Annotated in this window: 29 protein-coding genes and 1 pseudogene; 8 read left to right on the top strand and 22 right to left on the bottom strand. The window is 63.5% G+C overall.

Features of this window, described 5'->3' with window-relative positions; genetic code table 11:
• Positions 1-18 precede the first annotated feature (18 nt).
• The 10 genes and pseudogenes from AArcCO_RS10740 to AArcCO_RS10695 all read right to left on the bottom strand — a co-directional run bounded on the left by AArcCO_RS10740 (position 19) and on the right by AArcCO_RS10695 (position 8399).
• Positions 19-1155, bottom strand: coding sequence for a CBS domain-containing protein (locus AArcCO_RS10740; protein ID WP_259533453.1), 1137 nt, complete (start codon positions 1153-1155; stop codon positions 19-21).
• A 246-nt stretch (positions 1156-1401) separates the two neighbouring features.
• Complete coding sequence (gene rtcA, locus AArcCO_RS10735; RefSeq protein WP_259533447.1) at positions 1402-2505, bottom strand: RNA 3'-terminal phosphate cyclase; 1104 nt, start codon at positions 2503-2505, stop codon at positions 1402-1404.
• A 64-nt stretch (positions 2506-2569) separates the two neighbouring features.
• Positions 2570-3198: pseudogene (locus tag AArcCO_RS10730) on the bottom strand (GTP-dependent dephospho-CoA kinase family protein); the annotation flags it as partial.
• A gap of 48 nt (positions 3199-3246) precedes the next feature.
• Entirely contained in the window at positions 3247-3444 is a 198-nt protein-coding gene (gene spt4, locus AArcCO_RS10725; RefSeq protein ID WP_259533446.1) for a transcription elongation factor subunit Spt4, read from the bottom strand.
• Complete coding sequence (locus AArcCO_RS10720; protein ID WP_259533445.1) at positions 3445-4029, bottom strand: DNA-directed RNA polymerase; 585 nt, start codon at positions 4027-4029, stop codon at positions 3445-3447.
• 170 nt (positions 4030-4199) lie between these two features.
• The gene (locus AArcCO_RS10715; RefSeq protein ID WP_259533444.1) at positions 4200-4562 is read right to left on the bottom strand and encodes a type II toxin-antitoxin system VapC family toxin; all 363 of its coding nucleotides are present in this window, start codon (positions 4560-4562) and stop codon (positions 4200-4202) included.
• 33 nt (positions 4563-4595) lie between these two features.
• On the bottom strand, positions 4596-5831 hold the full coding sequence (locus AArcCO_RS10710; RefSeq protein ID WP_259533441.1) for a translation initiation factor IF-2 subunit gamma: 1236 nt from the start codon (positions 5829-5831) through the stop codon (positions 4596-4598).
• A 119-nt stretch (positions 5832-5950) separates the two neighbouring features.
• Positions 5951-7396 carry a serpin family protein gene (locus AArcCO_RS10705; protein ID WP_259533440.1) on the bottom strand — a complete coding sequence of 482 codons (1446 nt, stop codon included), beginning with the start codon at positions 7394-7396 and terminating at the stop codon, positions 5951-5953.
• A gap of 116 nt (positions 7397-7512) precedes the next feature.
• Positions 7513-7929, bottom strand: a complete 417-nt coding sequence (locus tag AArcCO_RS10700; RefSeq protein WP_259533439.1) for a DUF5809 family protein — start codon at positions 7927-7929, stop codon at positions 7513-7515.
• 38 nt (positions 7930-7967) lie between these two features.
• Entirely contained in the window at positions 7968-8399 is a 432-nt protein-coding gene (locus tag AArcCO_RS10695) for a DUF5810 domain-containing protein (RefSeq protein ID WP_259533438.1), read from the bottom strand.
• Between the two features lie 86 nt (positions 8400-8485).
• On the opposite strand from AArcCO_RS10695, the gene AArcCO_RS10690 reads away from it, so the two are divergent.
• Positions 8486-8794, top strand: a complete 309-nt coding sequence (locus AArcCO_RS10690; protein WP_259533437.1) for an MTH1187 family thiamine-binding protein — start codon at positions 8486-8488, stop codon at positions 8792-8794.
• Position 8795: 1 nt separating this feature from the next.
• Here AArcCO_RS10690 and AArcCO_RS10685 read toward each other — a convergent pair whose 3' ends face one another.
• On the bottom strand, positions 8796-10721 hold the full coding sequence (locus tag AArcCO_RS10685; protein WP_259533435.1) for a beta-CASP ribonuclease aCPSF1: 1926 nt from the start codon (positions 10719-10721) through the stop codon (positions 8796-8798).
• A 259-nt stretch (positions 10722-10980) separates the two neighbouring features.
• Between AArcCO_RS10685 and AArcCO_RS10680 the strand changes: the two genes are divergently transcribed.
• A complete protein-coding gene (locus tag AArcCO_RS10680) occupies positions 10981-11505 on the top strand; it encodes a DUF7984 family protein (protein ID WP_259533433.1) in 525 nt (174 codons plus the stop codon).
• A 73-nt stretch (positions 11506-11578) separates the two neighbouring features.
• A complete protein-coding gene (locus AArcCO_RS10675; protein WP_259533432.1) occupies positions 11579-11845 on the top strand; it encodes an HAH_0734 family protein in 267 nt (88 codons plus the stop codon).
• Positions 11846-11924: 79 nt separating this feature from the next.
• Here AArcCO_RS10675 and AArcCO_RS10670 read toward each other — a convergent pair whose 3' ends face one another.
• A complete protein-coding gene (locus AArcCO_RS10670) occupies positions 11925-12992 on the bottom strand; it encodes a phosphoribosylaminoimidazolesuccinocarboxamide synthase (RefSeq protein ID WP_259533430.1) in 1068 nt (355 codons plus the stop codon).
• 169 nt (positions 12993-13161) lie between these two features.
• Between AArcCO_RS10670 and AArcCO_RS10665 the strand changes: the two genes are divergently transcribed.
• A complete protein-coding gene (locus AArcCO_RS10665; protein ID WP_259533429.1) occupies positions 13162-14403 on the top strand; it encodes an ornithine cyclodeaminase, nickel-pincer nucleotide-dependent in 1242 nt (413 codons plus the stop codon).
• Between the two features lie 30 nt (positions 14404-14433).
• Here the strand turns inward: AArcCO_RS10665 and AArcCO_RS10660 are convergent, their stop codons facing one another.
• A complete protein-coding gene (locus tag AArcCO_RS10660) occupies positions 14434-14829 on the bottom strand; it encodes a universal stress protein (RefSeq protein ID WP_259533428.1) in 396 nt (131 codons plus the stop codon).
• 114 nt (positions 14830-14943) lie between these two features.
• Here AArcCO_RS10660 and AArcCO_RS10655 point away from each other — a divergent pair, with 114 nt between their 5' ends.
• On the top strand, positions 14944-15963 hold the full coding sequence (locus AArcCO_RS10655; RefSeq protein WP_259533427.1) for a DUF7490 domain-containing protein: 1020 nt from the start codon (positions 14944-14946) through the stop codon (positions 15961-15963).
• A 26-nt stretch (positions 15964-15989) separates the two neighbouring features.
• Entirely contained in the window at positions 15990-16421 is a 432-nt protein-coding gene (locus tag AArcCO_RS10650; protein ID WP_259533426.1) for a DUF8060 family membrane protein, read from the top strand.
• Positions 16422-16476: 55 nt separating this feature from the next.
• Here the strand turns inward: AArcCO_RS10650 and AArcCO_RS10645 are convergent, their stop codons facing one another.
• The 5 genes from AArcCO_RS10645 to AArcCO_RS10625 form a co-directional block, all read right to left on the bottom strand.
• Entirely contained in the window at positions 16477-17034 is a 558-nt protein-coding gene (locus tag AArcCO_RS10645; RefSeq protein WP_259533425.1) for a hypothetical protein, read from the bottom strand.
• 110 nt (positions 17035-17144) lie between these two features.
• Positions 17145-17681, bottom strand: coding sequence for a DUF5817 domain-containing protein (locus tag AArcCO_RS10640; protein WP_259533424.1), 537 nt, complete (start codon positions 17679-17681; stop codon positions 17145-17147).
• A gap of 78 nt (positions 17682-17759) precedes the next feature.
• Positions 17760-18719 carry a DUF7351 domain-containing protein gene (locus tag AArcCO_RS10635; RefSeq protein WP_259533422.1) on the bottom strand — a complete coding sequence of 320 codons (960 nt, stop codon included), beginning with the start codon at positions 18717-18719 and terminating at the stop codon, positions 17760-17762.
• A 6-nt stretch (positions 18720-18725) separates the two neighbouring features.
• Positions 18726-19049, bottom strand: coding sequence for a DUF7521 family protein (locus AArcCO_RS10630; protein WP_259533421.1), 324 nt, complete (start codon positions 19047-19049; stop codon positions 18726-18728).
• Between the two features lies 1 nt (position 19050).
• A complete protein-coding gene (locus AArcCO_RS10625; protein ID WP_345780863.1) occupies positions 19051-19395 on the bottom strand; it encodes a winged helix-turn-helix domain-containing protein in 345 nt (114 codons plus the stop codon).
• Positions 19396-19498: 103 nt separating this feature from the next.
• Here AArcCO_RS10625 and AArcCO_RS10620 point away from each other — a divergent pair, with 103 nt between their 5' ends.
• Positions 19499-19879 carry a hypothetical protein gene (locus AArcCO_RS10620; RefSeq protein ID WP_259533420.1) on the top strand — a complete coding sequence of 127 codons (381 nt, stop codon included), beginning with the start codon at positions 19499-19501 and terminating at the stop codon, positions 19877-19879.
• A complete protein-coding gene (locus tag AArcCO_RS10615; protein ID WP_259533419.1) occupies positions 19879-20790 on the top strand; it encodes a CPBP family intramembrane glutamic endopeptidase in 912 nt (303 codons plus the stop codon). Before AArcCO_RS10620 ends, AArcCO_RS10615 begins: the two co-directional genes overlap by 1 nt.
• A 38-nt stretch (positions 20791-20828) precedes the next feature.
• On the opposite strand, the gene AArcCO_RS10610 is transcribed toward AArcCO_RS10615, so the two are convergent.
• The 4 genes from AArcCO_RS10610 to AArcCO_RS10595 all read right to left on the bottom strand — a co-directional run bounded on the left by AArcCO_RS10610 (position 20829) and on the right by AArcCO_RS10595 (position 25018).
• Positions 20829-21785: a CPBP family intramembrane glutamic endopeptidase gene (locus AArcCO_RS10610; RefSeq protein ID WP_259533418.1), complete on the bottom strand. Its 957-nt coding sequence runs from the start codon at positions 21783-21785 to the stop codon at positions 20829-20831.
• Positions 21786-22019: 234 nt separating this feature from the next.
• Entirely contained in the window at positions 22020-22697 is a 678-nt protein-coding gene (locus AArcCO_RS10605) for a class I SAM-dependent methyltransferase (RefSeq protein WP_259533417.1), read from the bottom strand.
• 138 nt (positions 22698-22835) lie between these two features.
• Positions 22836-23864 carry a 2-hydroxyacid dehydrogenase gene (locus AArcCO_RS10600; protein ID WP_259533416.1) on the bottom strand — a complete coding sequence of 343 codons (1029 nt, stop codon included), beginning with the start codon at positions 23862-23864 and terminating at the stop codon, positions 22836-22838.
• Entirely contained in the window at positions 23861-25018 is a 1158-nt protein-coding gene (locus AArcCO_RS10595) for a pyridoxal phosphate-dependent aminotransferase (protein ID WP_259533415.1), read from the bottom strand. The genes AArcCO_RS10600 and AArcCO_RS10595 overlap by 4 nt, the downstream gene beginning before the upstream one ends.
• Between the last annotated feature and the right edge of the window lie 112 nt (positions 25019-25130).

Genomic DNA, 25130 nt, shown 5'->3' with positions numbered 1-25130 from the left:
AAGCACCGGGGAAGAAACCTACAGTTCGCCGAGCTTCCGGAGAAGCTGCCCGCGGTACTCCTCGTCGGCTTTGAATCCCTTCATTTCGAGGACGTTGCGTTCGAGTTTGTCGAGTGCGACGTGGAACGCGTGTTCGGAACCGTATCCCTCGCCCGAGCCGGCGACCTGTCCCTCGCTCGTTCGGAGCCGGATCTGACACTGGAGCAACGGGGTGCCGCGAAGCTTCTCCTTGTGCTCGTGGAACCGCACGTGGGCGTGGTGGACGGCCATCTCCTGGTACTTCTCGGAGACGGATTCGATCGACTCGACGATGTGTTCCCGGGAGATGGTGTCCAGAAGTGCGATGTTGGTGATCTGGACGTCCATCGACTCCTCCTCCGTGAACGTCAGTGCCCTGAGGACGTCCGTCTTCGTCACGACGCCGTCGACGGCGTCGCCGTCGTCGCTGACGATCAGGCCCGCGATGTCGTTTTCGAACATCCGCTCGACGGCGGCTTTCACGGTCTCCTCTGGCGTGGCCGTCAAGACGGGGTTGGACATCAGATCGTAGACGGGGATGTCGAGCATCCGGTCGGTGTCGCCCGACCGGTCGTGCCGTCCGAGCCGGTTCTCGCCCCGGATCACGAACTCGACGATGTCGTGGGTCGTGATCACCCCGGTCAACCGATCGTTCTCGTTGAGCACGGGCAGCCTGGAGATGCCGTTTTCGCGTAGCCGATTGATCGCCTGCCCGACGTGTCCTTCCTCGGTGATCGTGACGACGTCTTTCGTGTAGATCTGCTCGACGGTGATCGCATCCAGGTTGTCGAGTACGGCCTCGAGGATGCCGTCTTCCGTGACGATCCCGTAGAGCTTCTCCCCCTCGTAGACGGGCGCGATCTTGACGTTCCCCTCGACGAGGATCCGCGCAACCTCGCGAACGTGCTCGGTTCGCTTCACCCGCGGGGCGTTTTTCATCACGACCGACGCCTTCGTGTCGTCCTCGATCCGCGACTTGATGAGGTCCCGTTCCCCGATGACTCCTGCGTACTCCCCGTCCTCGGTGACGACGATCCCTTTGGGGTTCTTTTCTTCGAAGATAGACCGAATTTTCCCGAGGCGAGTGGAGGCATCGACCTCGACGTACTCCTCGACAGCAATATCAGTGATATTCATAGCGGTATTCGGCGGTTGGATGCGTGTGGTCTTGAAAGTTGGTTCCTGTCGGCGTCACCTATGAATCTCAGTCGTCCCACCCGATTTGTCCGTCCGGGGAGCCGTCCGGTTCGTTCGTCCCGGTTGTTCCTCTCACTAGCCTGAACCCCAACTCGAGTGTTGTACGTTCCGACACACCGCAACGTATGCGTGGAGGCAACTATTGTGTATCGCTACCAATAAACACGAAATACCCGACGACGGCGATCACCACTGATCGGGGAGCTTTCCGGGTGCGGAAACGTCCACCGTCCCGTTGTCCCGTTTGTTCCATTCGACGGGAGCCCCGAACGTCTCGAGCAGTTTCAGGTGGGTCTCGAGATGCTCGGTGAGCCGCGGTGCTCGGAACGCTCCGCCGGCGACGGCGAGAAACGGGAGCAACTGGTCGGCGAGGTGGACGTCGACGGTCGCTCCGGCGTCGATCGGTTCCTGGAGGGCGTCGACCGCGTCGCGCCCGACCCGTTCTGCGGGAACACCGGGTTCCCCGAGCGCGCTGGTCCCGAACCGACACGTCGGCCCGAATCCGGCGTCGGCCGCTTCCGATGCCGGTGGGTCGGTCCCGGCTTCGTGTTCTGCGACCAGCACGATCACCGCCCCTGTGGCGTCGCTGTCGACGTAGCTCACGGTGCGTTCGAGCACGGTCCAGTCGTCGTCGACCTGTTCGAGTGCGGCGTCGGCGAGGCGCTCTGCGACGTCAGCGTCGGAAAGATCCTCGGAGACAGTCGAAAGCGCCCTGATCCCTCGGCGTTCGCCAGATTCGTCCAATTCGAGCGGTGCAGGGGTCGAAGGGCCGATCGACAGCGTCACGTCCCCGCCGCCAACCGGATAGAATCCGCGCCTCCCGACGTCAACTGACGCCAGCAGTCCCGCCTCACGGAGGAGCGGCAGCTTCACCCGGCGGAGATACGAAAGCGGCGGTGACCATTTCACGTCGGTTCCGCCTGTTACCCGCAGTCGTACTGGTCCCCGAGCGACGAGTGAAAGGGGCAACACCGCGTCGACGACCAGCGGCGCGCTGCCGGCGGTTTCGATCTCGACGGTGTACCGTCCCGGACGTACTTCCCCCGGGACGAACGAGACGGTTCGACTTCCACGTTCGACACCGTCGATCTCCGCGCCTGCGATCGACGACAGCGCCTCGGCAGCGGCGACGTGCTGTGGTTTCAGGCCCGGATTCTCGCGTGCTCCGCGAACGTCCCGTATCTCGACGCGCCGGCCGGTCAGCACCGAAAACGACAGCGCGGACCGGAAGTACTGTCCGCCCCCGACACTTCCGTCCAGCGTCAGCCCCGGTTGTTCGGAATCGCCCATACGGGATTCGCGTTCCGGCACCGACAAAGCCGTGTCGGCGGGGAAAACAGAACGTGTCGCTCGAGCGTGTACCGTCCACTACGATTCGAGGAGGCGAAACGCGGTCCGGGTGTCGCCGTCGAACCGGGAGAGCAACCTGCGGACGTCGCGTTTCACCGTCTCGGTGACGGCGACGTGCACCATCCCCTCACCGGGCTGTCCGTACACCACGCTCGATCCGACGGGGACCGCGAGCACGGCGGGAAGCGCCGCGAGGTCCTCCTCGCCGTCGACGCGAAGGATCGTGGGGTTCGGCGAGGAAAGTCCCTCGTGGAGCGCCTCGAGCAGTTCGCGGCGCAACACTGCGGCGGGGTTTTCGACCGTTCGGCTGTCGGCGTCGTTGCTCGCCCCCTCGATCGCCTCGAGCACGGGCTCGGGTGCGGTTTCCCGTTCCGTCCGCCCGTCGACCACCGCGAGGTCCGGACGACGGCCGGCGTCCAGCAGGTGGGCGGTGACGACGTCGCCGACTGCGACGAGCCTCGGTGTCCGAGTGACGGACTCGGTGGCGCCGTCGGGCTCACTCTCGTCGCCCTCCCGGTCGGCGTGCTCGGTGGCGAACTCGTCGATCGCAGCAAGTAGCTCGTTCGCGTCGGTGTAAATCGGCCCGAGCGGGTCCTTCAGCTCGGGTCGAAGTTCGTCCGGAAGACCCAACAGGGGGGCGCCGGTACCGCCGTCGGACAGGAGGTCGACCACGGCGGACACCTACCGGACTTTCAGGGCGTAACTTCCGGGTTCGGTGACGTTCATCTCGTCGGCGATCTCGCTTTGTTCGGGGTGGGTGATGACGACGTAGCCGGCCCAGTCTTCCGTCAGCGACGAGGAGCCACACAGCTTGCAGCTCTGGGCGTCGCCGTGGTTGACGAAGTGACACTCCCGACACGCGAGGCGATCGGAGGCCATCTATTCGTCCCCCGCCGAGGCTTCGCCCTCCTGCTCGCGGCGACGGCGGGCCTTCTCGAGCCACTCGTGTTTGCCCAGTCCGGGCTGTTTCGCCGTCAGACCGATCTTCGAGTCTCGGGGGTTCCGCTCGTCGATACTCTTGGTGACGATCCGGACGCGGACGGGATCGTCGACCCCGAGCGACTGGTCCGACTCGCTGGAGGCGAGCTGCTGGTTCGCTCCGTCGTAGGCGAGATACTCGTCGGAGATCTGCGAGACGTGCAACAGCCCGTCGACCGGACCGATACCGACGAAGGCGCCGAACTCGACCACCTCGACGACGGTGCCGTCGACGACCTCCTGCATCTCCGGATCGTAGGTGATGGCGTCGAACTCCGCCTCGTAGTACACTCCCGGACGGTTCGGCAGCACGGCGCCGTCGCCGATGTCGTGCACGTCGACGACGCTCACGACGCTCCCGACGTCCTCGTCCATTCGTCCCTCGAGCTTCTCCTGCAACAGGGCCTTCACCCGCTGGGGGGTGACGTCCGCCAGATGTTTCGGCGGAACTTCGACCGTGTCCTTGAGTCGTACGCGTTTGTACATTGATCAGATACCTCGCATTCCTGTGACGTTCGTCATCTCGTACCGTTCGTCTCCCCGTGACCGTCTTCCTGTAGGGTTGCTGTCTCGTCGCCGCCGTATAATCTCCCTGGTTTCCGCGGATCGCAGTGTACCGTCCCGCGTTTGGCGACGCCGGAGCGACGCCGTCGGGTTCACGGCTCCGTTATTGCCAGTGTGTTCCGACCCCTTAAACCGATTACTGGAACACCCGCGTCCAGGAGCCGGTCCCGCAGGGGGAGATCGTTGGTCACCGCGTACGCGCCCTCGGCGACTGCCAGCTCTAACACGGCGTCGTCGGCGTAGCGGGCCTCCGTCTCCCGGACGTCGCACCGTTTCGAGAGGTCCAGTCCGACACTGGCGGCTGTCGCCTCCTCGCCGGCGCCCGAGGCGAGCGACTCCAGCTCCGCGACCACCGGCTGCGGCGCGAGCGGATCGACCTCGCCGAGGAGTCGATCGAGTTCCTCGAACACGCGAACGCCACACTCCACGGGCATCATCAGGGAGCTCGTGTCCATCACGACGGTGGCCACGGGTTCTCACACTCACGTTCACTTGAGCGTCCCGACGCCGATGAGCCGCCACCGGGCACCGACGCGCCGGTTGATCGCGATCTTGGCGCCGTCTTCGGCACAGACGGGACGCTTGAGGTTTACCTCACACTCCCCGCCACGGGCGCTCGTCACCGCGCCGACCGTCGTGGCGGTGCCGACGGTGAGCATGAGCGGTTCACCGGTGGAGATTTCCTCGACGTTACCGTCGCCGTCGCCCTCGCCGACGACCCGATCGAGCAGTTCGACGTCCATCTCGAACGACTCGCGGGTCGGCGGGAGCGTGCCGGGCTCGCCGGCGACCTGTCCGGCGAGGGCGTCGCCTTTGGTGAGGCTCGGATCCAGCCCGGTGCCGACGCCGAGCAGCCCACCCGGCGACGCTTCCTCGACTGGGGATCCCCCGGCCTGCAGCGACCGGACGGTCGTCTCGAGGGAGCGCCACTCGGACTGTCCCCCTTCCTCGACCTGTCGACCGGGTCGGAGCTCCAGTTCGTCGCCGACCGACAGGGTGCCACGCACGAGCGACCCGCCGACGACGCCGCCGACCAGGTCCTCGTGGGTCGCGCCCGGCCGGTTGATGTCGAACGAGCGGGCCGCGAACATCCGCGGGGACAGATCGGGGTCCCGGTCCGGCGTGGGAATCTCCTCTTCGACCGCCTGGATGAGCAGGTCCATGTTCACGTTCTGCTGGGCGCTCACCGGGACGATCGGCGATCCCTCGGCGACGGTTCCCTCGATGAACCCCTGGATCTGTTCGTAGTGATCGACCGCCCGATCTCGATCGACGAGGTCGATCTTGTTCTGGGCGACGACGATGTTGTCGATGCCGATGATGTCCAGCGCCATCAGGTGCTCTTCGGTCTGCGCCTGGGGGACGTCTTCGGTGGCGCTGACCACCAGCACGGCGCCGTCCATGATCGCGGCGCCCGAAAGCATCGTCGCCATCAGGGTCTCGTGGCCCGGCGCGTCGACGAACGACACCGTACGCAGGGGCTCGCTTTCCTCCCCGTCGGGGCACTCCTCTTCGACTGTGTATCGTTCCGGTTCGTCCATCCCCGGGCACTCGCGGAACGTCGCGTCCGCGTACCCGAGCCGTATGGAGATACCGCGTTTCATCTCCTCGGAGTGCTGGTCGGTCCACGACCCCGACAGCGCCTGTACGAGCGTCGTTTTGCCGTGGTCGACGTGGCCGACCAGTCCGATGTTCACCTCCGGTTGTTTGTGGTTTCGTGTCACCGTGTACCTCCTGGAGTAATCTTGTGCGTGATTCGCTCTCTGCGAGTGATAAAGTTGCTGTTATGGATCTCCCGTCGGGCACTGGACGCGGGCGGGCCGGTGGCGAAATCCGCCGGCTGTCACTCCGCGGTCGGATCGGCGACCCGACCGTAAAACAGCAGCGCGTCTGTGGGCCGGTCGCGGATCAGGAACAGGAACGGTCTGTCGGCGACGAATTCGAAGGGATCCGCCGGCGCCGAATCCGCGGAGACGACGACCGCCGTTGCAGCGGCTGCTTCGGTTCCCTCTTCGTCGACTGCGACGTAGCTGTCGTGGTACACGTCGTCGACGAACAGGTTCTCGCCGCCTGCGGCGGGGTCGTCGGGATCGTACATCCCCGTGAGGTCGGCCTCGTCCGGGTCGAACGCTTCGACCATCCCCAGTTCTTCGAGGGCGGGCCGCAGCTGGAAGCCGGACTCGAACTCGAATCGGGGGAGTTCGACCCGTCCCTCCCGTCGGTCCAGGTCCTCGAGGATGGCGGCGAGATCGTCGCCGTCGAAGCTGGCCGCGACCGATTCGAATGCGCCCTCCTCGGGGAGGACGACCAGCATGGAGACGTCGTCTCCCACGTACGGAAGCTCGACCGATTTTACGTCACCGCCGGACAGGTCGGTCTGCGCGTACGGGACGCTGATCTCCGTGTGGCGCATCATCGGGACCTCGACCGACTCGTCCTCGAGTGTAGTGAACGGCCCGATCTCGGTCGCCTGTTCTTCGAACGGCTCGGCCCAGTTGGCCTGGAAGTAGATGGCGTTTGTCAACACCAGCCGGGTGAGTTCGTCCAGCGCACCCTGCGGGAGTAGCTCGTCGATCCGGTCTTCGGTCTGGCCGGCCACCCACTCGTTTATGTCCTCGCGGGCGCCGTCCGCGTCGCTCACGTAATCCACCTCGCGAAGCCCCGCGCCGTAGAAGGTCTCGAGCAGGTCCAGATACTCCTCGCGGAACGGGTAGCTCTCTTGCCCCCAGATCGCGTTGACGATCGACAGTTCGAACGGGACGGGATCGTCTTCCTCGTCGTACGCCGACGGGAGGTCCTCCGGGTCGATCGCTTCACCACGTTCGTTCAGCCGGGACAGCAGCTCGGCGATCGCCCCGTGGAGCGCCTCGTTCGGGACGTCGGTTCCAGCGTCTTCGTCACCGTCGTTTCCGTCAGTGTCGTCATTCCCAGCGTCCCCGGCGGTATCGGCGTCGCCCAGGTCGTATCGCAACGCTGCACGCATTTCTTCCCGCGTCACTCCCCTGGCCCCGGCGTACGTCATCGCAAGGGCCGTCGACACCGACAGCGGGGACGCAAACAGGTTGGGGGCTCCGTCTTCGTCGGCAGCGTGGGAAAGTCGGTCGAACAGGTCGAACGTGAACCCGTTGGCGTTCCGAATCGTCGTCGCGAGCGTTTCGTCGTCCACGTCCGGGAGCGGTCCGGCGGGGGTCATCGAGCCACCGTTGTCGCCGGGACCGTCGCCGACACAGCCGGCGATCCCCTCGACGGCGAGGGCGGCAGACACGGCGAGCAGGCGTCGTCGGTTCATGGTAACAGGTTCGCTCCGTCTACTTGAATCCCTTCTGTAGGCACAAAGGCCGATTTCACACATCCCATCAGCAGGAATCCGGCCTGGCGTCGGGTGTGCGTTGGCCAGCGATATGGCTACAACCGATTCCGATAGATCTCGCCGAACGCCTGCCGTCGAACCGTCGCAATCGCAGCCTCCCGAGCGTCCTGGAAGGTCGCCGCAACGACCCGCTTTGCGAACGGTGCGGCGTGCCAGACGACCCGGTCGACGTTCTCCCCGCCGACGAGCCGGCTGTCGTACGACGGTCGCTCCCCACACCACTCCTCGAACTCCTCGCGGCTCCCGATCCGGACCGAAAGCAGAGACGCGAACAGCGCGTCCCGGGCGGTCTCGACGACGTCGCTCGTCACGCGTGATTCGTATTCGGCACTGTCGAACTCCATCGCGCTGGCCGTCTCGCGAACGATAACTTTCGCCGCGGGGCCGGCCTCCCTGTAGGCTTCCTGCGCCTCCTCGATCGTCTCGGGTTCGTACACTCCCGTCGTCTCCATGGGTTCTCCTCGGGACGGGGATTCAAAAGGCCCGTCGGTCAGTCCTGGATGTCATTGCTGTCGTTTTCGTCGCCGTCGCTATCAGCGTCCGCTTTCTCATCCTCTTGCGTCGCCACTTTTTCTTCCTCGTCGTCCATCATCGCTCGGGTGAGCGCCTGCGCCTCCTGCAGGATCGCTGCGGCCTCGTCGTCGAATCCGCCGCCCCTTGAAGCAGGGCGACGCCGCTCGCGGGTCGGAACCGACTCCCCGTGGGAGTGCGTCTGCTCCACTTCGGGGCCCTCGGTCTCGGACGCCTTCTCGACGATCACCTCGGCCAGTTCCTCGGGGCCGCAGTCGCCCCACCCCGGCGCGTGCTCCTCGAGCCACGCCTCGTGGTCGTCGCCGTGAAGCATCGCCGTAAACGCCAGGTGATGTGCGAGGTGTTCGCCGCCGGGCTGTGTGACCGCGCAGACTGGACACGCGTATCCCATCGTCCGTCCGATGGCGCTCGACGCTGAAAACCGTTGTCCGCGCAGTCGGCGGCACGTTTACGATTGATAGGCCCGAACGGGACGACATGACAGTTATCGCCCTGTTGAGCGTCGCACCGGTGACCGAAGAGAGCATGTCTGGCGAGGTAGCGAAGGCCGTTGCCGCCCTCGACGACTTCGCCGTGAGCTACGAGACGAATCCGATGGGCACAGTGGTCGAGGCCGACGACGTCGACACTCTGCTCGATGCGGTTGCCGCAGCCCACAAGGCGGTCGACGGGGACCGGGTGAGCACCTTTCTCAAGATCGACGACAAACGGACGCGGGACCAGCGCGCGAGCGAAAAAGTCGAGGCAGTCGAACGCGAACTCGGTCGCCCCGCGAAATCGGAGTGAGCTATTTAAATCGGAACGTTTCGAGGTTCTTCGGCGCGAACGTCCGCATGTTGTATTCGTGATACAGCGCGGAGGAGAGGTCCTGGACGGAGCGCTCGTCGCCGTGGACACAAAGCACTTTCTCGGGGCGGGGGTTCATCGTCTTGACGAAGTTCTCGAGGCCTTGTCTGTCTGCGTGACCGGAGAAGCCGTCGACCGTCTCGACGTCCATTTCGAGCTTGAGCGTCTCCCCGCGGCCGTGGTTGCCCCGGGTGTTGATCGGGATCTCGTCCCAGCCGTTCTGGATCCGGCGGCCGAGGGTCCCTTGGGCCTGGTAGCCGACGAACACGAGCCGCGACTCCGGTTCGGTTCCGACGTGACGGAGCCAGGACATGATCGGTCCGCCGGTGACCATCCCCGACGTCGAGAGAACGATGCAGGGGCCGCCGTCGGCGACCTCCTGTCGTTCGTCCTCCCCGCCGTCGATGTGGTTGAACTGGTCGGCGAGGAACGGGTTCTCGTCGTCGTGGAAGATCCGGTTCTGGAGTTCGTCGCGCAGATACTCCGGATAGGTGGTGTGGATCGCCGTCGCCTCCCAGATCATCCCGTCGAGGTGGACCGGCATCTCCGGAATCTCCCCGTTGCGCATCGCCTTCTCCAGCACGAGCATGATCTCCTGTGACCGCCCCACCGCGAACGCCGGGATCAGCACTTTCCCGCCGTCGTCGGCTGTCCGGTTGATCACATCGATCAGTTTCCGCTCGGAGTCCTCCTGGTCGGTCTGGTAGTCGTTTCGCCCGCCGTAGGTCGACTCGAGGACGAGCGTCTCGACGCGGGGGAAGTCGTTGACCGCGCCGTTGAAAAGGCGGGTGTCGTCGTAGTGAATGTCACCGGAGAACGCGACGTTGTACAGTCCGTCCCCGATGTGGAAGTGAGACACTGCAGAGCCGAGGATGTGGCCCGCGTTGTGGAGCGTCAGCTTCACGTCGGGGGCGATGTCGGTGACGTCGCCGTATTCGAGGGGGATCGTGTGTTTGATCGCCTCCCGCACCATCTCCGACTGGTACGGCGGCGTCCGACCCTCCTTTGTGGCGACGTCGAGGTAGTCGAGCTGCAACAACCCCATGAGGTCCCGCGTCGGCTCCGTACAGTAGATCGGCCCGTCGTAGCCGTACTTGAACAGCAACGGGATCAGCGCGGAGTGGTCGAGGTGGGCGTGGGTGAGCACCACCGCGTCGATGTTCGTCGCGCCGGCCCCCAGCGCCTCGGGCACCTGGAGGTACGGGACCTCCCCTTCGGCGCCGGGCTTGTCCCCACAGTCGATGAGGATACGCGTCTCAGCCGTCGACAGGATGAACGCGGCCCGACCGACCTCCCGACAGCAGCCGAGTGTGGTGATTCGCACCCACTGTTCGTCGGCCATCTCCTCGCGGTGGATCTGCCTGCCGACGCGCTCGAGAATGTCGCGTCGCTCCTCGCGTTCCTGTTTCAGGAAGTTCCGGACGTTCGACACGGTCGCCGACTCGATCGGCGGCGTTCTGACGACCTCCGGGGTCCAGCCGACTTCCTGGGTGATCTGCCGCAGCGTCGACCCGTGTCGACCGATCACCATCCCCGGCTTTTCGGCCTCGATCACGACCTCGCCAGTGTCGGCGTGGAAATCGAGGTCCGTCACGCCGGCCTCGTCGGGGATGACGTTCTGGATCGCGGCTTCCGCCTCCGATGGCGGCGTCAATACGTTGGGGTCGGGGCGGACGGTGATCCGCTTTCGAAGTTTCGACGCGAGCCGGCGAACGAGGTCGCCGTCCTGGGCGAACTCCTTCGGATGCTGGGTGTACACGACGACCTCCGGTCCTTCGTACTTGACGTCGGAAACGTGGATGTCCGGCGGTACTTCCTGTTCGATCTCGTCTCGTATCTGCTCGAGTTGTTTGTCGACTGCGCTCATAGCTCAAAGAGGTTCCCCGCCGCGACCGACCGCCGGACGGCACTGCTCGATAGCGGTATCGCCGGGACGGTCGAGCCACGAGGGTACATAGTGGTAGTCTGTCCGGGTTCGTATCCGGGGCTGCAGTGCGGGAACAGTGCAGGAAAACCCGCTCGAACGAACCTTAAACGCGATTATTATAAAAGCCTTCGCAAAGACGCGGTTCGTGGCGATCCCTCGACGGCCGGCAATTTAAGAGGACAGCGGTCGATCCGGTCGTATGCGAATAACGCCCGAGACGGTCGCAAGCGAGCGCGACTGGGTCCGCGACCGCGCGCCGATCGTCGTTCCACTTATAAACGACACCCGGACTGCGCTGGGGGAACTGTTCGAGACTGACGTGGGTACGGTAGACCGCGAGCAGTATCGCCGCGAGGTCGCGACGGTGTTTGCCGACGGGGACTGTGCGGTGAACGTCGCCGGCTACGTCGGCCTCCTCCGGGACCTGGATATCGAAGGGGACTATCCGGGGTTCGTCGTCGACGAGATACTCGGTCGGAAACTGGCGTCGACGATCGCCGGCGGTCAGCCCCTCGCGCTGCTGGCGGAGGCGACGTTTCACTTCGCGGACTCGCACGTTCACTACGCGGAGCCGGACGTAGACGACGGGCGCCCCGACCTGGACCCCGGGGACGACGCCGCCGGGCTGGACGACCTCGATGCGGCGCTCGCCGCGGGGTTCCAGACGCGGCTGCCCGGATGGAAGTGGCGCGAGACCGAATCGCCGTTTTCGGTCGGGGGCTGATTTCGGGAGGGGAGAATGCGGCCGAGGACTGATCTTCGAAGACTTCAAGCCCGGGCCTACAGAACCAGGAAGTATGCAACACCTCATCGTTCGGGGGGACCCGGGGATCCGCAAGGACGCCATCATCGAGTACGAGGGTGAGGAACTCGTCTGTTTCACCGTCAAACGCCAGGGCGACTGGCACGGTCCAGACGAGGTTCAGCTGTGGTGTACGATCGGAACGGAGGACGAGCGGGAAACCTTCGAGAAGCGGGAGTACGTCCCCACCTGGCTCGAGGTGGACACGATCGAGGCCGAGGAGTTGACGGTCATCAAGGCGAAAGGCGAACTGGCGGTGTAGTCGGCCAGGACGGGAGGTCTCTTCCGTCGAGCGCTACTGTCGTCGAGCTGCAGCTTCCGGACGTTACAGCCGCCGGACGTTACAGCCGCCGGACCTTTTCGACGGCGTCGCCGATCGGGGGTGCGTCGAACCACTCCCGTCCGGTGTACGCGTTGGCGCCGGCGGCATACAGTTTCGAGACCGCGTCGAGTACGTCGGGGGGAAGCGACGTCGGTTCGGCCGAACAGAGCCGCCGCCAGTCGGCGATCTCCCGTTCTGTGACGTCCCGCTTTGCCGCGGCGACGGCGTCGACCCATTCGGGCTGTTCCCGTTTGTACCACTGTCTCACGACCTCCTTCGAGACTTCTTGCCCGCCGTAGGAGAACCTGTTTTCGTCGAACGTCCCCACGACATCGGCCACGCGGAGCGCTCCGCCGTGGTACAGGACCTCTATTTTCCCGTCCTCGTGGACGAACCCCGCGTCCGTCGCCCGTTCCGTGACGACGTCGTTCACCTCGCGTGCGAGCGTCTCGAGGTCGTCAATGTCGGCCTTCCCCGCGATCTCGTCTGCTGTGATCCGGTCGAGATATCGGTCCTGTTCCTCGTATTTCGTGGAGAACTCCACCACCGGCTTCGGGAGGTCGACGGTCTCGTCGGGCCAGGTGTCGAAATCGAGTCCGAGATCGGCAGGGTCGGTTCGGGATCGCAGGCTGGAACCGACGGGAACGGTGTTGCGAAACACGACCTCCAGGGGGACGAGGTAGTTGTCGCCCGCCTCGGCGTGGTACGCACCGTAGTCGTACGATTCACCGTCGTACGGGAGGTCTGGAACCTGTGTGAGTTGGATCTCCATCTCGCGTGGGGGTTCTGCTTCGCCCGATTCGACCGCCTCGGCGGCAGCCGAAAGCGACGTCGACTCGCGATCCCCGGCCGCGTCGTCGGTTCCGGCAGGCACGACTCCCCGGTAGTGGGTCGGAATCCCCGCAGCGTCGAGACGCTCGAAGTTGTCGGCACCCATCACACAGAGGCTCGCCCCCTTGTTCGGAATCGGATCCGGCATCTGCCCCCAGTCGAACACCGAGTACGCGTCGGTGAAGTAAAACCGTCCGCGTCCCGTCTCTGTCGCGGTCGGCTCGGTTTCGATCCGGAACTCCTTCACGCTCGTCATGTGCGAGTACGCGAGGGCCACCCGTATCAATGTGTCTCAATCTTCCCACCTCTATGCCGCTACGGGGGCGGCTACACCGCAATCTTGCCCACGATCATGCGTATCCCCCGGCAGAGCAAACATCGCTTTCGCCGCAACCCACATACCGGCGGACACCGTTCGCTCGTCCATGACTCACTCGCGGACAGTCGAACTGGAGGGGCACATCATTGACTCCGGGACAATGCAACAGTGTTTCGGCGCGATCATGGAACTCGGGGGGATGTTCGAGGTCGAGCAGTTCGACGTCGGAAAGCACAAAGACGAGACCTCCTATTGTCGGATGGTCGTCACCGCCGAAGAGGAGTCGACCCTGCAGTCGATCATCCACGAACTCCACCAGAACGGGGCGACGCTTGCGAACCCGCGGGACGCGACGCTCGAAGCGGCACCGGCCGATCAGGTCGTTCCGCCCGGCTTCTACTCTACGACAAACCATCCGACTGCAGTGCGGTACGACGGAGAGTGGCTCGACGTCGAGCGGATGGAGATGGACTGTGCGATCGTGGTCGATCCCGGTAGCGAAAAGGGGACCGACGAACCGCGAGCGTACACGAAGGTCCTGAACGCGATCGAGGAGGACGACCTGGTCGTCGTCGGGGAGTCGGGGATCCGCGTTCGACCGCCGGAACGTCCGCGCGACGCGTCGGGACCGTTCGGCTTCATGCAGGGGGGCGTCTCGGCGGAACGCCCCTCGGAATCGACGATCCGGGAGGTCGCAGAGGAGATCGAGGCCACCCACGAGTCGGATGGAAACGTACTCGTCGTCGTGGGGCCGGCCGTCATCCACGCGGGCGCGGGCGGAGACCTCGCGCGGCTCGTCCGTGCCGGTTTTGTCGACGCGTTGTCGGCCGGGAACGGCTTCGCGACCCACGACATCGAGCGCAACCTGTACGGGACGTCGCTGGGAGTCGACGTCGACACCCTCGAACATCCCCGGAAGGGACACAAACACCACATCTACACCATAAGCGAGGTGATCAGGCACGGCGGAATCGCCGAGGCAGTCGAGGCGGGCGTGATAACGGACGGCGTGATGTACGAGTGCGTCGAAAACGACGTGCCGTTCGTTCTCGCAGGGTCGATCCGGGACGACGGCCCCCTGCCCGACACGATCACCGACGCCGTCGAAGCACAGGACGCCATCCGGGACCAGGCTCACGAGGCGGACCTCGTGTTGATGCTGTCGACGCTTCTCCACTCGGTTGCCGTCGGGAACTGTCTCCCATCGACGACGAAAACCGTCTGTGTCGACATCAACCCCGCGACGGTGACGCAGCTGCTCGATCGGGGGTCCTCGCAGGCGATCGGGATGGTCACCGACATCGGGACGTTCGTGCCGACGCTCGCGGAGTACCTCATCGAGGAGTAAGGCCGAAGTTCGGAGGCGACGGCGGCCGGCTCACTCCCGCGGGACGACGACGACTGGTCGGTCCGTATTCAAAAGGAGCTTCTGTGCGACGCTGCCGAACAGCGCCTTTCCGGCCGGAGACCGTTCACGAACGCCGATGACAAGTTCGTCGGCGTCCACCTCCTCGGCGAACTGCAGGACGTCGGCCGCCGGGGTATTGCCGCGGATGAACTGGTGGGTATCGACGGTCGCGACTGTTCCCAGTCGGGCGGAGACGACGTTCAGCGCCTCCTCGCCGTCTCGGACGGCCTCGGCGCTTGTGGCGTCGCCGCCGCGCTGTGAGTTCACCGCGTGGACGGTGTCTTCGGCCTCGATCCGCTCGTCGAGATAATCACACAGCGTCGAGCTCACGTGAACCCCATTCGTTGCCAGAACGAACGTCGTCATACGAGTTGGTGTGTGGCCGGAGCATATAATCGGTCCGGGAGCCGGGGGGAGTAGCGTACCGACACTGTGGATCGTCACAAAAGACTTATCCCCCGATCGTAAACGTCCCATCGCATGAACCGCGAAGCCCTCCTTGCGGCGACCGCAGTCGGACTGCTCGCGGTCGTCGCGATCGCCGCCCTCGCCGGTCCGGGCGTGCTCGCGGATCCGGATCCCGAAGAGCCGGTCCGTCCCGGGCACGTCGGCATCGCCGAGGTGGCCGTCTCCCCGGCCGAGGTGACCGGCGAAACCGTCCAGCTCCAGCTCACCACTGCGCTCGCCCACCGCGGTAACGCTGCGGACAACGTGACCGTCCGTCACCGCGCCTACGACGCCGACTCCGGGCTCCTCACCGCCGAGGAGACTGTCGACGTAGGCGAGGTCGACGTCGACGGCGAACAGTCGGTCGAGGCGTCGCTTACGGTCCCCAGGGACGGTGGCTACCGCCTCGAGACGACCGTCTTCCGTGGGTCCGAACGGCTCGACACCACGTCGACGACGGTCCGCGGGGTCGAAGCGCTGGAACCGCCCTACGAACGAACCACCGTCTCCTTTGCAGACAGGCCGGTCTTGCCGTCGCTGTCGGTCGGCGTCGAGGACGCGAGCGACGGGACGGCGACCCTGCGGATCTCGGCGCTGGTCGCCAACGGCGGGGACGACCCCGTCAACGACGTCGAGCTCCGGATCGTGCTGCGGCAGGCCGACTCGAACGTCGTCGCCGACGAGGGGGTCGAACCGGTCGGCGAACTGCGTCCTGGCCGAACCCACTCCGTCGACGCGACCGTCGAGGTTCCCGACGGCTACAACTACTACGTCGATGCCGCGCTGGTTCGCAACGACGTCATCCTCGACGAGACGCGCGAGGCGGCCAACCTGAATCCCCAGGAGACACTCGACGTGAACGAGACGCGCGAGGAGATCGCGTTCGAGATCGAGGAGTTCACAGAGGAGACGGCCGAACCGCGGCCGGAGGCGACGCCGGCGCCGGAGGAACTCGAGGAAGAGACGCCCGGATTCGGCCCCCTCGTCGGGGGCGTCGCCGTGATCGCGCTTGCGCTGTTGTTGGCTCGCTCGCGTCGGACACCAGGTAACTGACCTCGACCCAAACGGAATTCCCAACGATGACCGACCAAAAATCCCTCGCAGGCGAACCGAACGGCGGACAGTCTCCCGACGAACAGTCCACCGACGAACAGTCCACCGACGAACAGTCCACCGACGAACAGTCCACCGAAGCACAATCCACCGAAGCACAACCCACCGACGAACAGCCCGACGAGGAGTTTGTTGGGACGACCAACCGGCTCAGGCGCTACCTCGACAGGGCGTTACTCGTCGCGTTCCTGCTGCTTGCAGCGGTTGCCGCGCTCCAGTTTTACTTCCAGGTCGGCGCCGCGATCGAACTGTGGATCTCGGAGCCGTACGAACCGATCGTGAAAGCCGGATTCAACCTGGCTGTACTCCTGTTTGCGGCAGCCGGCCTCTCCTATCAGCTCCGCCGGGTCGACTCGATCAGGCCGGGGGGCGATTCGGCCGACCCGACCGGCGAGTGAGCGCTGACTGACGCGTTACCCACGGGGGAATCTTCGCCGCCGGGCGGAGAGGAAGTCAATGGAAGCCGCGGTCGACCTCGTCTTCCTGGATCAGGTCCTCGAGTTCGCTGTTCAACAGCTGCTCGGCCTCCTCGAAGGTGCCCGACAACTCGTCGAGTCGGTCCGGTCGACCGGCGAACTCGTACTCCATCGGCCCCCAAGCGGGGGAGTCGACGGCCTCCATAACGTCTTCGAAGAAGTCCTCGGGCGTCGTGGGGGCCTCCGCGTGCACCTTGACGGTCTCCTCGAGCTGTCTGGCCATCCGTTCGGCCTCGTCTTCGTCTTCCGGGGGTTGTCGTACCGCGAACCGACCGCCGTCTTCCTCCCCGTGACCTGGCAACAGCGGATCCAGTTCCTCGTCGATCCGGCGAGCCACACGGGTACCCACCCCCCGTAGATCACGGGGATTCTTGGCGTACGTTTTCAGCTGGTAGACGCCGATCGCGGGATGGCCGAGATAGAAGTCTTCGCCGACGCCAGCGTTCCTGCGGCCCGCAACGGCCCGCCAGCCGTCGGGATCCGCGTCCTCGGAGGCGACGTCCTCGAGAATGTCCTGCCAGTCCCTGACGCGCATGTCCGTCGGTTGTGGCGGGACGGAAATGAGGCTGTCGGGTCCTCCCTAACGCGGGGTATAGCGGTCTACAGAGAAAGCAAGCAGAGTGCCTCGGGGTCGTCCGAGGTACTTCACAAGAGCCGGTATCGACCGCCGGATTCGGATGCGTCCCCGCTCCGGACGAGCCGCTCCAGCATCGTTCGGGCGGCGTCTTCCGGGACGCCGCGATCGGTCGCGTACGCGACGATTTCGGATTCAGTGGGTTCCTCGACGCAGTCGACGGCGTCGCGAACGATCTCCTCGCGTGATCGGGCGGAGGACTGGCCTGCCCCGACGCTCGCGTTCTCGCCGGCGGATTCGATCTCGGCCACGTCCAGCCCCGACTCCTCGAGGTACTCCCGGTCGTCGACGCCCGCGTCCTCGAGTTGCCGTTCGAGGTCGGCGACGTGGGCCACCTCGGCGAACGACTCGCTTTCGTCCCGCTTGTTCGCCAGAAGCGCCGCCCGAGCCTGCCGTGCGGCCGCGCGGTCCTCGTCGGTATAAAAGCGCTTGAGCTTCGCCACTCGGTGGCGCTTGCCACACCGCGAGCAGGTGGCCGACTCCTGACCGTCGGGATCGGAGAGCAGCCAGAGGTTTCCACACTCGTTGCAGCCGACGACCGCGTACATGGTACCGGGTTGTGCGGTCGGGTATTTTATCGTTCGGCTCTCCGGCGGTGCGTGTCAGCGTCTATTCTCGGTACGTGCTCACTTCCGGTTTCGTTCGAGCACCGAGAGCGAACTATCGACGACGAGTTCCAGTGTGTGGCCGTCGACGCTCACCGAGAGAAGTACCTCCCAGGGATCTTTCGATCGAACGGATACGCCGCGGTCGGTTGCGGCGAACTCGAGCTCCCAGATCGGCGTCGTCGTTACCTCGAGACCGTGTCGATGGCAGAACCCAATCAGTTCAGCGTCACCGAGCATCGTTTCGCCGACTGTGAGGGTGTCTTTGTTCCCACAGTGACGACAGCCACGCTGGATCAGAACCGAACGAAGGTCCCGGCGTGGGTAGGCGGTTTCCGAAGAATCCTGAAACTCTACGTTCACGTTGCTGCCACAAAGTGGACAGTGCCCTCGAGCGAACGCCAGTCGGTGGGTGCGGTTGTACTCCGCAACCCGATCGAGGATGGCCTCTGAATCGCCACCGAGAATTCCGGGAGGTGTGAGATTGTAGTCATACAGATACTCACAGTGCCCGCACTGCACCACGAAGAGAGCGTTACGGTACTCTGCGGTGACCGGCGCTTCGCAGTGATAACAGTCGAGTCCGATTTCGAACGGATCGATCGATTCTTCACCCGTGGTCGTCCACGCCCTGACGATCCGAATAAGGGTGGTTCCTTCGGGACGAAGCCGAAATCCTTCCTTCGAGACGTCTGCCATCTCCGAGACGACTTGGGCGTCATCACGGCTGTCGGTCGGTTCGACACGTTCGACGAACGTTCCTGTCAGTTGTTGCAGGTGGTAGTTGAACCCGCCGCTGTCGACGTCGGAATCGATCGCCGACCGGAGTTCCGAAAACGACAGTATTGGCGGCGGTCCCGCTCCACCCCGGGCCTCGCTGAGTGTCAGGAGTATCTTGGCACGGATCTCGCTACCGAGGAGCGCGAGCGCCTCGTGCGGGGGGATATAGCCGTACGTTTTCCGTGAAGCGCCACCGGTCATTGGAAGTCACCCTGGCATTCGGAGTGCGTACACGATCGCCAGCAGGCCAAGTATCTGACTCGTTTGTTGGACGACACCGACGACCGTTTCGGTCAGGAACGGAATCAGCAGATACGCCGACAGTAACACGAATGGGACGGCGAGAACGAGGACGAATCCGATCGAGATAAAAAGCATCGGTCGGCTTTCGTTCCGACGGTAGCCGCGGTAGGCCTGGTAGGCGATGAAGATGCCGATCAGCGCGCTCAAAACGTCGGTCGCTTGTATGTACGTGACGGCCCAGTCCGGGGGAGCCCCCGGTTCCCACAGTTGGAGCGGTACAGCGCACATCTTACATCCCCTCGATGAGCCGAGTGAACCGATCCGCCATGTCTTCCCGCCGGTCGATCTGAAGGGCTATCGTGTCATCGTCGAGAAGGACGACAATCCGGTGAAGGTTCGTCGCGTACACCGTTCGATGGTGTCCCTCGTCGGGATCGAGTTCGGTGCGTTCGACAAGTAGCCCACATTCGCGGAGATCGTTCAACCGACGATAGACGGTTGGTTGCGACGCGTCACAGTGTTCGCTCAACGTGCGTGCTGACATAGGTTCGTGACTGGTTTTCCGAATGATTGTTCGGGCAGTTGTGTCCGCTAACAACGACCCGATCGTTTCCACATCACAATCCTCATTCACGCGTGTGATATGACGAACCGGTACTAAAAGGGGTTTTCACTGCTTCAGAAGCTGAAGTGGTGGTCTCGTTGTTTTTTGACACCACTCCGTTGATCCACCCGCAATGATGTCAAGCCATCTCGAACGGCCGGGAACCTGGCTCCGTCCGACCGGAGTAGGCGGGTTACTGGTCGTCCTTGGAAGTACCGTTTTGAGCACCGCTGCATACGGAGTGCTCGGGGAGTACGTTCGCATCCGCTGGTCAGTTGGCGTCCATTACGGTCCCGAGTACGCACCAACGGCTATCGTTCTCGGTGGGTTTCCCGTCGTCGTTGCCGCACTCTACGTCGGATCCACGGGACTCGCCCGCCATCTCGAAGGAACCGATGAGTTCGAAGACGTTCGACGCTCCTACGAATTCGCTGTCTTCACGCTCCTTGGCTTCCTCGTTGCCGTACAAACGATTCTCATCGGCGCGAACCTGTATCCGGGGGTGAGCAACTGATGAGCGTTCGATCGATCCGCGCTACGGTGACTTCGTTTATCTGGAATTACGATCGGACGCGGGTCCGGGCACCCTGGCGAATTCTTGTCCCACTGCTCCCGGTGATTGCTATCGGATTCAGCATCGGTCCCGTGTTCTTCGACGCGGTTGCTGTACCGGTAGCTATGCTCCTGTTACAGTTTTCGATAGCGGTAGCGACTCTCGTATTTGTTGCGGCCAGCACCCGCTATCTCGACCACAATCGAGTTATCTGGGACTACGGATTGCGGATCAACCACCGCTGGGTTTCGGATCTCCTTGCGGGGTTCGTGATCGGTCTTGCCGGAGCGACAGTCCCGTTCCTGCTCGGGATTTATGCTGGGTGGTTCGAGGTCGTGGACGTGTTGGACAGCGGCGCAGTCGCGCTGTGGAGTGGACTACTGATACTCGTCCTCGCCAATCTCTGTGTCGGGTTCTCGGAAGAATTGCTCTTTCGAGGCGTCCTCCTTTCGAACAGTATTGAAGGCCTCCGCGATAGGTTCCCGACACAATGGGCTATCGTTGGTGGATTACTCGTTATGTCGGTCGTGTTCGGGAGCCTCCATATCGGCCCTCAACCGATCGAACATCCGTTTTATTTGTTGACGTGGGTCGGTGTCGGGGTACTGTTCGGGGTTCTCTACCTCCTGAGTGGTGATCTGGCGCTTCCGATCGGCATCCACGCGTCGTTCAATATCGTACACTCGGGAGTCATGGTGCGAACCTCCCTTCCCGGGGAGTTGTCGGCGATCGCCCGTGTAGAGCCGACCATCCAATCACCGATCGTAGAGTACGGTGGCGGGATTGAAGCCGGGGGAGTCCTGATAGTCGGACTGCTCGCTATCCTGTGGTTATTGTACTTCCGAGATGTCGAAATTTTACACAGTATATAAGCGAAACCCGTTCCAGAATTACCAGATCGGCGAGGAAATCACGTTTCCTCGTGGGGCTGTTCAACCACGACCATAGCGGGATGCGTCCATAACACCAGATCACCCTTTCGAACGTAACGGAGCCACAATACGCCGAGGAGCAAGGCGATCAGTGTTCGACTGATCATCAAGATGCCACCGTGGCCCGCGAGTATCGATTGACTGATCGGTTCGACCAATACGAGTACCGGGATACCGCCGTCAGCCGGCGCCGTCTGGGAAACCAGACCGGCCTCTGCAGTATTGATCGCCGCATGGACGCCGATCGGAAGGGCCAGATCGTTGCTCCACAGATAGAGCAGTCCAAACATGAGCCCGCCGAGAATCCAGGTTGCAACGAACGCGGGATGCGGTGCCTGAACCATCCATTGATCGACGTGGACGAGACCGAAAATGATTGCCTGCAGTACCAGCACGACGACGATCACGTTCTTCCTCCCGAACCAACCCCGAAGTCCGTCTGCCGCGTTCGACATGAGGACCCCCCGGAAGACGAGTTCCTCCCAGAAGCCCGTACAGAGGTACGCCAGGAAGATCAACCCGAGTCCGGCCCAAAGCGCCATCGAGTGGGTGGCAAACAAGGTTGAGACCCCGTACCATCCCGTCGCGATTCCCACAACAGATGGGAACACCACAGCCAGAATGCCGATCACGAACCCCGCGGTGAGATTCAGTCCCCAGCGACGATCAGTACGTACCCCGTAGTCCCAGATCGATCGGCCTCGATCGAGGTACCGCGTACTCACTGCGAATGCAACGAACGCCGAGAGGGCGAGGGTCAATTGGGTGATGAAAATGAGTGCGGGTATCGAAACCGTATCGACGATTACGGTTGCAACAAGGGCCGCTATGAGGAGAACAGGAACCAGGGGCAGAACAATTCGCCATGGTGCCCGGGCTCTATCCTGCGAGTCGTTCCACAGGATAGTCGAGAATATCGAATGGGCGATTCCCATCACTCTTTCGATAATTGTTCGGCCCATCATGGATTCGGGTATTCTCGTGGATTGATCAGTTCGTTCAGTGCGGTTCGGTTTCCAGTAAACGGATCGATTGCATAAAAATTCTGTAAACTACAATCACAGTCTCAGTCTCGATCCGTCATTCGTCGCCGTGTATTAATACTCGATGTCTTGCATTTATGTTCAGATAATCGTTGAATTGGAGAGACGGTCGTGCAAGACGGGGGATCAGTCCCTGCTGTTACGTCGGGTCGCTTCGAGGGTGTAGACCGTCCCCAACATATACGTCTGGAACTGGTCATATCCCCCGAAGACACCGTCGACAGCCGTTGGAACGTCCTCATTCGGATTCCAGTTGGCGTACCAGCTCAGGACCCACCGGAGTAGCGGATTAACCACTCTACGCAAACCCGACTGGAAGGGGCGGATGTCGAGGACGCCCAGCGGAGCCCCCGGCTCGAGCGACGAGTGAATATTCTGGACGGCGCGTTCGATGTCCGGCATCACACCCAATGCGAGGGTGGCGATAGCTGCGTCGTAGGGGCCACCCAGGTCGGCCGTCGTCGCATCCGCCCGGACAACGTCGACGTTCTCCCAGCCGTTGGTGGCAATCCGTGCGTTGGCTTTGGCAATCATCTCTGGACTGTAATCCACAGCAACGAGGCGCCCGGAGGAGCCGATAGCATCTCGGATCATTCCGAAGTTGACACCGGGGCCACAGCCGATCTCCAGCACACGGTCACCCACTTCGATGTCGAGGCTGTCGAGCAACGCCTCGCGTATCGGCTCGAAATCTTGCTCACTCAGCCGGTACCACTCGCTCCATCGGTTCCAGACTGTTTCACTCCGCTGGAGGTACTCATTATATTCCGTTTCGTCCTCCGGACGTCGCTCGATATCGGTCATCAAAAACCCACCGAGAGGTTCGGATCAGACATAGCTGACGGTGATTGATCTGTCGATGGGCAGTAGTAAAGGCTATCGAACCGCAATAAGCGATCTTCCAGAAGGGTGAATACCGGTACGGGAATTCGTTTGGTCGGCTTACGAACGATCCTCGAGCGCCGAGTTCGGGAGCGATTCGCCTGCCATGCCGGCAAGCAGGTTCTCGGCGGCCATCGTCGCCATCTGGTTGCGGGTTCCGATGCTCGCACTCGCGATGTGCGGGGTGACGACCAGCTTTTCGGGACAGTGCCGGAGGATCTCGTGGTCCGCCGGGAGCGGCTCGGGATCGGTCACGTCCAGCCCCGCACGCTCGATCCACCCTTCCTCGAGGGCCGTATCGAGCGCCTCGGTGTCGACGATCGGACCCCGGCTCGTGTTTATGAGAATTGCACCCTCCTTCATCCGGCGGAGTTCCGCCTCGCCGATCAGGTGGTGGGTCGACTCGAACAGCGGGACGTGGAGGGTGACGAAGTCGCTGCGATCGAGGAGTTCGTTCTGATCCACGTAGGTGACGTCGACGCCGGCGGCCTCCAGGTCGGCTTCCGCCTCCTCGTTCGGTCCGACGTCGGAGTAGAGCACCTCCATCTCGAAGCCAGCCGCGCGACGGGCGACCGCCTCGCCGATGTTTCCGAGGCCGATGACGCCCAGCGTTGCGTGGTGGACGTCCGGGCCGGTCAGGAGTTTCGGTCCCCACGTCTCCCACTCGCCGTCAAGGACGTACTCCTGGCCCTCGACGGTCCGTCTCGCGGTAGTCATCAAAAGCGACCACGCGAAGTCGGCGGTCGTCTCCGACAGGACGCCCGGCGTGTGGCCGACTGCGATCCCGCGGTCTGCTGCGTCGTCGAGGTCGACGTGGTCGTACCCCACGGAGAAGGTGCTCACGACCTGCAGGTTCGGCGAGGCGTCCATGACCTCGCCGTCGACGTCGTCGGAGAGGAGACACAACAGGCCGTCGGCCTCCAGCTCCGCGAGTCGCTCGATGATGTGATCCTTCGACGGCGGGAGCTTGCCGTCCCAGACGTGGAGGTCACACGACTCTTCGAGCAGTTCCAGGCCGGCGTCGGGGATCTGCCGGGTGACGTACACCGTCGGGTTGCCGTTCGGATCCCCTGCGCTTCCGTCCCTCATATGAATCCCTCGGCGTCCAGCCGATCGACGGCTTCACGGATCCGCTCTTCCGTGTCGACGACGGAGGCACGCACGTAGCCGGGCGTCCCGAACGCCTGTCCGGGAACCAGGCCGACACCGGCCTCCCGCACCGCGTCCTTGCACCACTGCATGTCGTCGTCGGACTCGATCGGGATCATCGCGTAGAAAGCGCTCTCGGGCTCGGGGATATCGACCCCGCGCTCGGCGAACAGATCGACGAGCGTCTCGCTGCGGCGCCTGAACGTCTCTTTCATCTCCCCGGCGATCGCGTCGGTGTCGGCGTTGCCGAGCGCCTCGGCGGCGGCGTGCTGGACGAAGTTCGAAGCACACGACACCGAGTGGCTGTGGACCTTCCCGGCCTGGGTCGTGTGGTCGGTGGGTGCGGCCATAAAGCCCAGGCGGTAGCCGGTCATCGAGTAGGTCTTCGAGACGCCGTTGATGGTGATCGTCCGGTCGAACATCCCGTCCAGCGCCGCCAGGCTCGGTTGTTCTTTCTCGAAGATCAGTTCCTTGTAGATCTCGTCGGAGATGACCGGAATATCGTGATCCACCGCGAGGTCGCGAACTCCCTCGAAGGCGGCGCGGGAGAACACCATCCCGCTGGGGTTGACCGGCGAGTTGAGCATGATCAGGGCAGTGTCGTCGGTGATCGCCTCGGCGAGGTCGTCCAGGGCCGGCTCGAGCCGGAAGTCGTACGGCGCGAGATCCACGTGAACTGCCTCGCCGCCGGCGAGTTTCACCATCGGCTCGTAGGAAGACCAGACCGGATCGAACACGATCACTTCGTCGCCGGGATCGACGATCGCCATGACCGTCTCGAACAGCGCCTGCTTGCCACCAGGCGTCGCGATGATGTTCTCCGGGGCGTAATCGAGTCCGTGGCGCTCGTTGAGATACCCTGCGGCAGCGCGCCGGAGCTTGGGGATCCCGTCCGAGGGCGTGTACGTCGTGTGTCCCGCATCCAGCGCCTCGTGGGTCGCCTCGAGGATCTCCTCTGGGGTTTCGAAGTCGGGCTGGCCGACGCTGAGATCGACGATGTCTTCTCCCTGCTCTTGAAGTTCGGAAACGAGATTGGTTATCACGAACGGTGCGGCCGGTTCGACTGCGTTGACTCGGTTGGAAAAATCGATCATTGTACTGTTGTACGGTAGCAGTACACAAGTACACGTTCGAGTGCTGCTTAAAGGCGACGCGAATGGTCAAAATTGAACAGCCGGGGAGAGTGACCTCCGTATTTGCAGGTGT

The sequence above is a fragment of the Halalkaliarchaeum sp. AArc-CO genome (assembly GCF_024972735.1).
Taxonomy (GTDB): Archaea; Halobacteriota; Halobacteria; order Halobacteriales; family Haloferacaceae; genus Halalkaliarchaeum.
The sequence above is the reverse complement of the archived record's forward strand: the minus strand, read 5'-3'. Positions and strand labels throughout refer to the sequence as shown.

Bases quoted from the DNA above. Each gene is read 5' to 3' on its own strand.
- AArcCO_RS10740 (WP_259533453.1), bottom strand. From the start codon at position 1,155: ATGAATATCACTGATATTGCTGTCGAGGAGTACGTCGAGGTCGATGCC.
- rtcA (WP_259533447.1), bottom strand. From the start codon at position 2,505: ATGGGCGATTCCGAACAACCGGGGCTGACGCTGGACGGAAGTGTCGGG.
- spt4 (WP_259533446.1), bottom strand. From the start codon at position 3,444: ATGGCCTCCGATCGCCTCGCGTGTCGGGAGTGTCACTTCGTCAACCAC.
- AArcCO_RS10720 (WP_259533445.1), bottom strand. From the start codon at position 4,029: ATGTACAAACGCGTACGACTCAAGGACACGGTCGAAGTTCCGCCGAAA.
- AArcCO_RS10715 (WP_259533444.1), bottom strand. From the start codon at position 4,562: ATGGACACGAGCTCCCTGATGATGCCCGTGGAGTGTGGCGTTCGCGTG.
- AArcCO_RS10705 (WP_259533440.1), bottom strand. From the start codon at position 7,396: ATGAACCGACGACGCCTGCTCGCCGTGTCTGCCGCCCTCGCCGTCGAG.
- AArcCO_RS10700 (WP_259533439.1), bottom strand. From the start codon at position 7,929: ATGGAGACGACGGGAGTGTACGAACCCGAGACGATCGAGGAGGCGCAG.
- AArcCO_RS10695 (WP_259533438.1), bottom strand. From the start codon at position 8,399: ATGGGATACGCGTGTCCAGTCTGCGCGGTCACACAGCCCGGCGGCGAA.
- AArcCO_RS10690 (WP_259533437.1), top strand. From the start codon at position 8,486: ATGACAGTTATCGCCCTGTTGAGCGTCGCACCGGTGACCGAAGAGAGC.
- AArcCO_RS10685 (WP_259533435.1), bottom strand. From the start codon at position 10,721: ATGAGCGCAGTCGACAAACAACTCGAGCAGATACGAGACGAGATCGAA.
- AArcCO_RS10680 (WP_259533433.1), top strand. From the start codon at position 10,981: ATGCGAATAACGCCCGAGACGGTCGCAAGCGAGCGCGACTGGGTCCGC.
- AArcCO_RS10675 (WP_259533432.1), top strand. From the start codon at position 11,579: ATGCAACACCTCATCGTTCGGGGGGACCCGGGGATCCGCAAGGACGCC.
- AArcCO_RS10670 (WP_259533430.1), bottom strand. From the start codon at position 12,992: ATGACGAGCGTGAAGGAGTTCCGGATCGAAACCGAGCCGACCGCGACA.
- AArcCO_RS10665 (WP_259533429.1), top strand. From the start codon at position 13,162: ATGACTCACTCGCGGACAGTCGAACTGGAGGGGCACATCATTGACTCC.
- AArcCO_RS10660 (WP_259533428.1), bottom strand. From the start codon at position 14,829: ATGACGACGTTCGTTCTGGCAACGAATGGGGTTCACGTGAGCTCGACG.
- AArcCO_RS10655 (WP_259533427.1), top strand. From the start codon at position 14,944: ATGAACCGCGAAGCCCTCCTTGCGGCGACCGCAGTCGGACTGCTCGCG.
- AArcCO_RS10650 (WP_259533426.1), top strand. From the start codon at position 15,990: ATGACCGACCAAAAATCCCTCGCAGGCGAACCGAACGGCGGACAGTCT.
- AArcCO_RS10645 (WP_259533425.1), bottom strand. From the start codon at position 17,034: ATGCGCGTCAGGGACTGGCAGGACATTCTCGAGGACGTCGCCTCCGAG.
- AArcCO_RS10640 (WP_259533424.1), bottom strand. From the start codon at position 17,681: ATGTACGCGGTCGTCGGCTGCAACGAGTGTGGAAACCTCTGGCTGCTC.
- AArcCO_RS10635 (WP_259533422.1), bottom strand. From the start codon at position 18,719: ATGACCGGTGGCGCTTCACGGAAAACGTACGGCTATATCCCCCCGCAC.
- AArcCO_RS10630 (WP_259533421.1), bottom strand. From the start codon at position 19,049: ATGTGCGCTGTACCGCTCCAACTGTGGGAACCGGGGGCTCCCCCGGAC.
- AArcCO_RS10620 (WP_259533420.1), top strand. From the start codon at position 19,499: ATGATGTCAAGCCATCTCGAACGGCCGGGAACCTGGCTCCGTCCGACC.
- AArcCO_RS10615 (WP_259533419.1), top strand. From the start codon at position 19,879: ATGAGCGTTCGATCGATCCGCGCTACGGTGACTTCGTTTATCTGGAAT.
- AArcCO_RS10610 (WP_259533418.1), bottom strand. From the start codon at position 21,785: ATGGGAATCGCCCATTCGATATTCTCGACTATCCTGTGGAACGACTCG.
- AArcCO_RS10605 (WP_259533417.1), bottom strand. From the start codon at position 22,697: ATGACCGATATCGAGCGACGTCCGGAGGACGAAACGGAATATAATGAG.
- AArcCO_RS10600 (WP_259533416.1), bottom strand. From the start codon at position 23,864: ATGAGGGACGGAAGCGCAGGGGATCCGAACGGCAACCCGACGGTGTAC.
- AArcCO_RS10595 (WP_259533415.1), bottom strand. From the start codon at position 25,018: ATGATCGATTTTTCCAACCGAGTCAACGCAGTCGAACCGGCCGCACCG.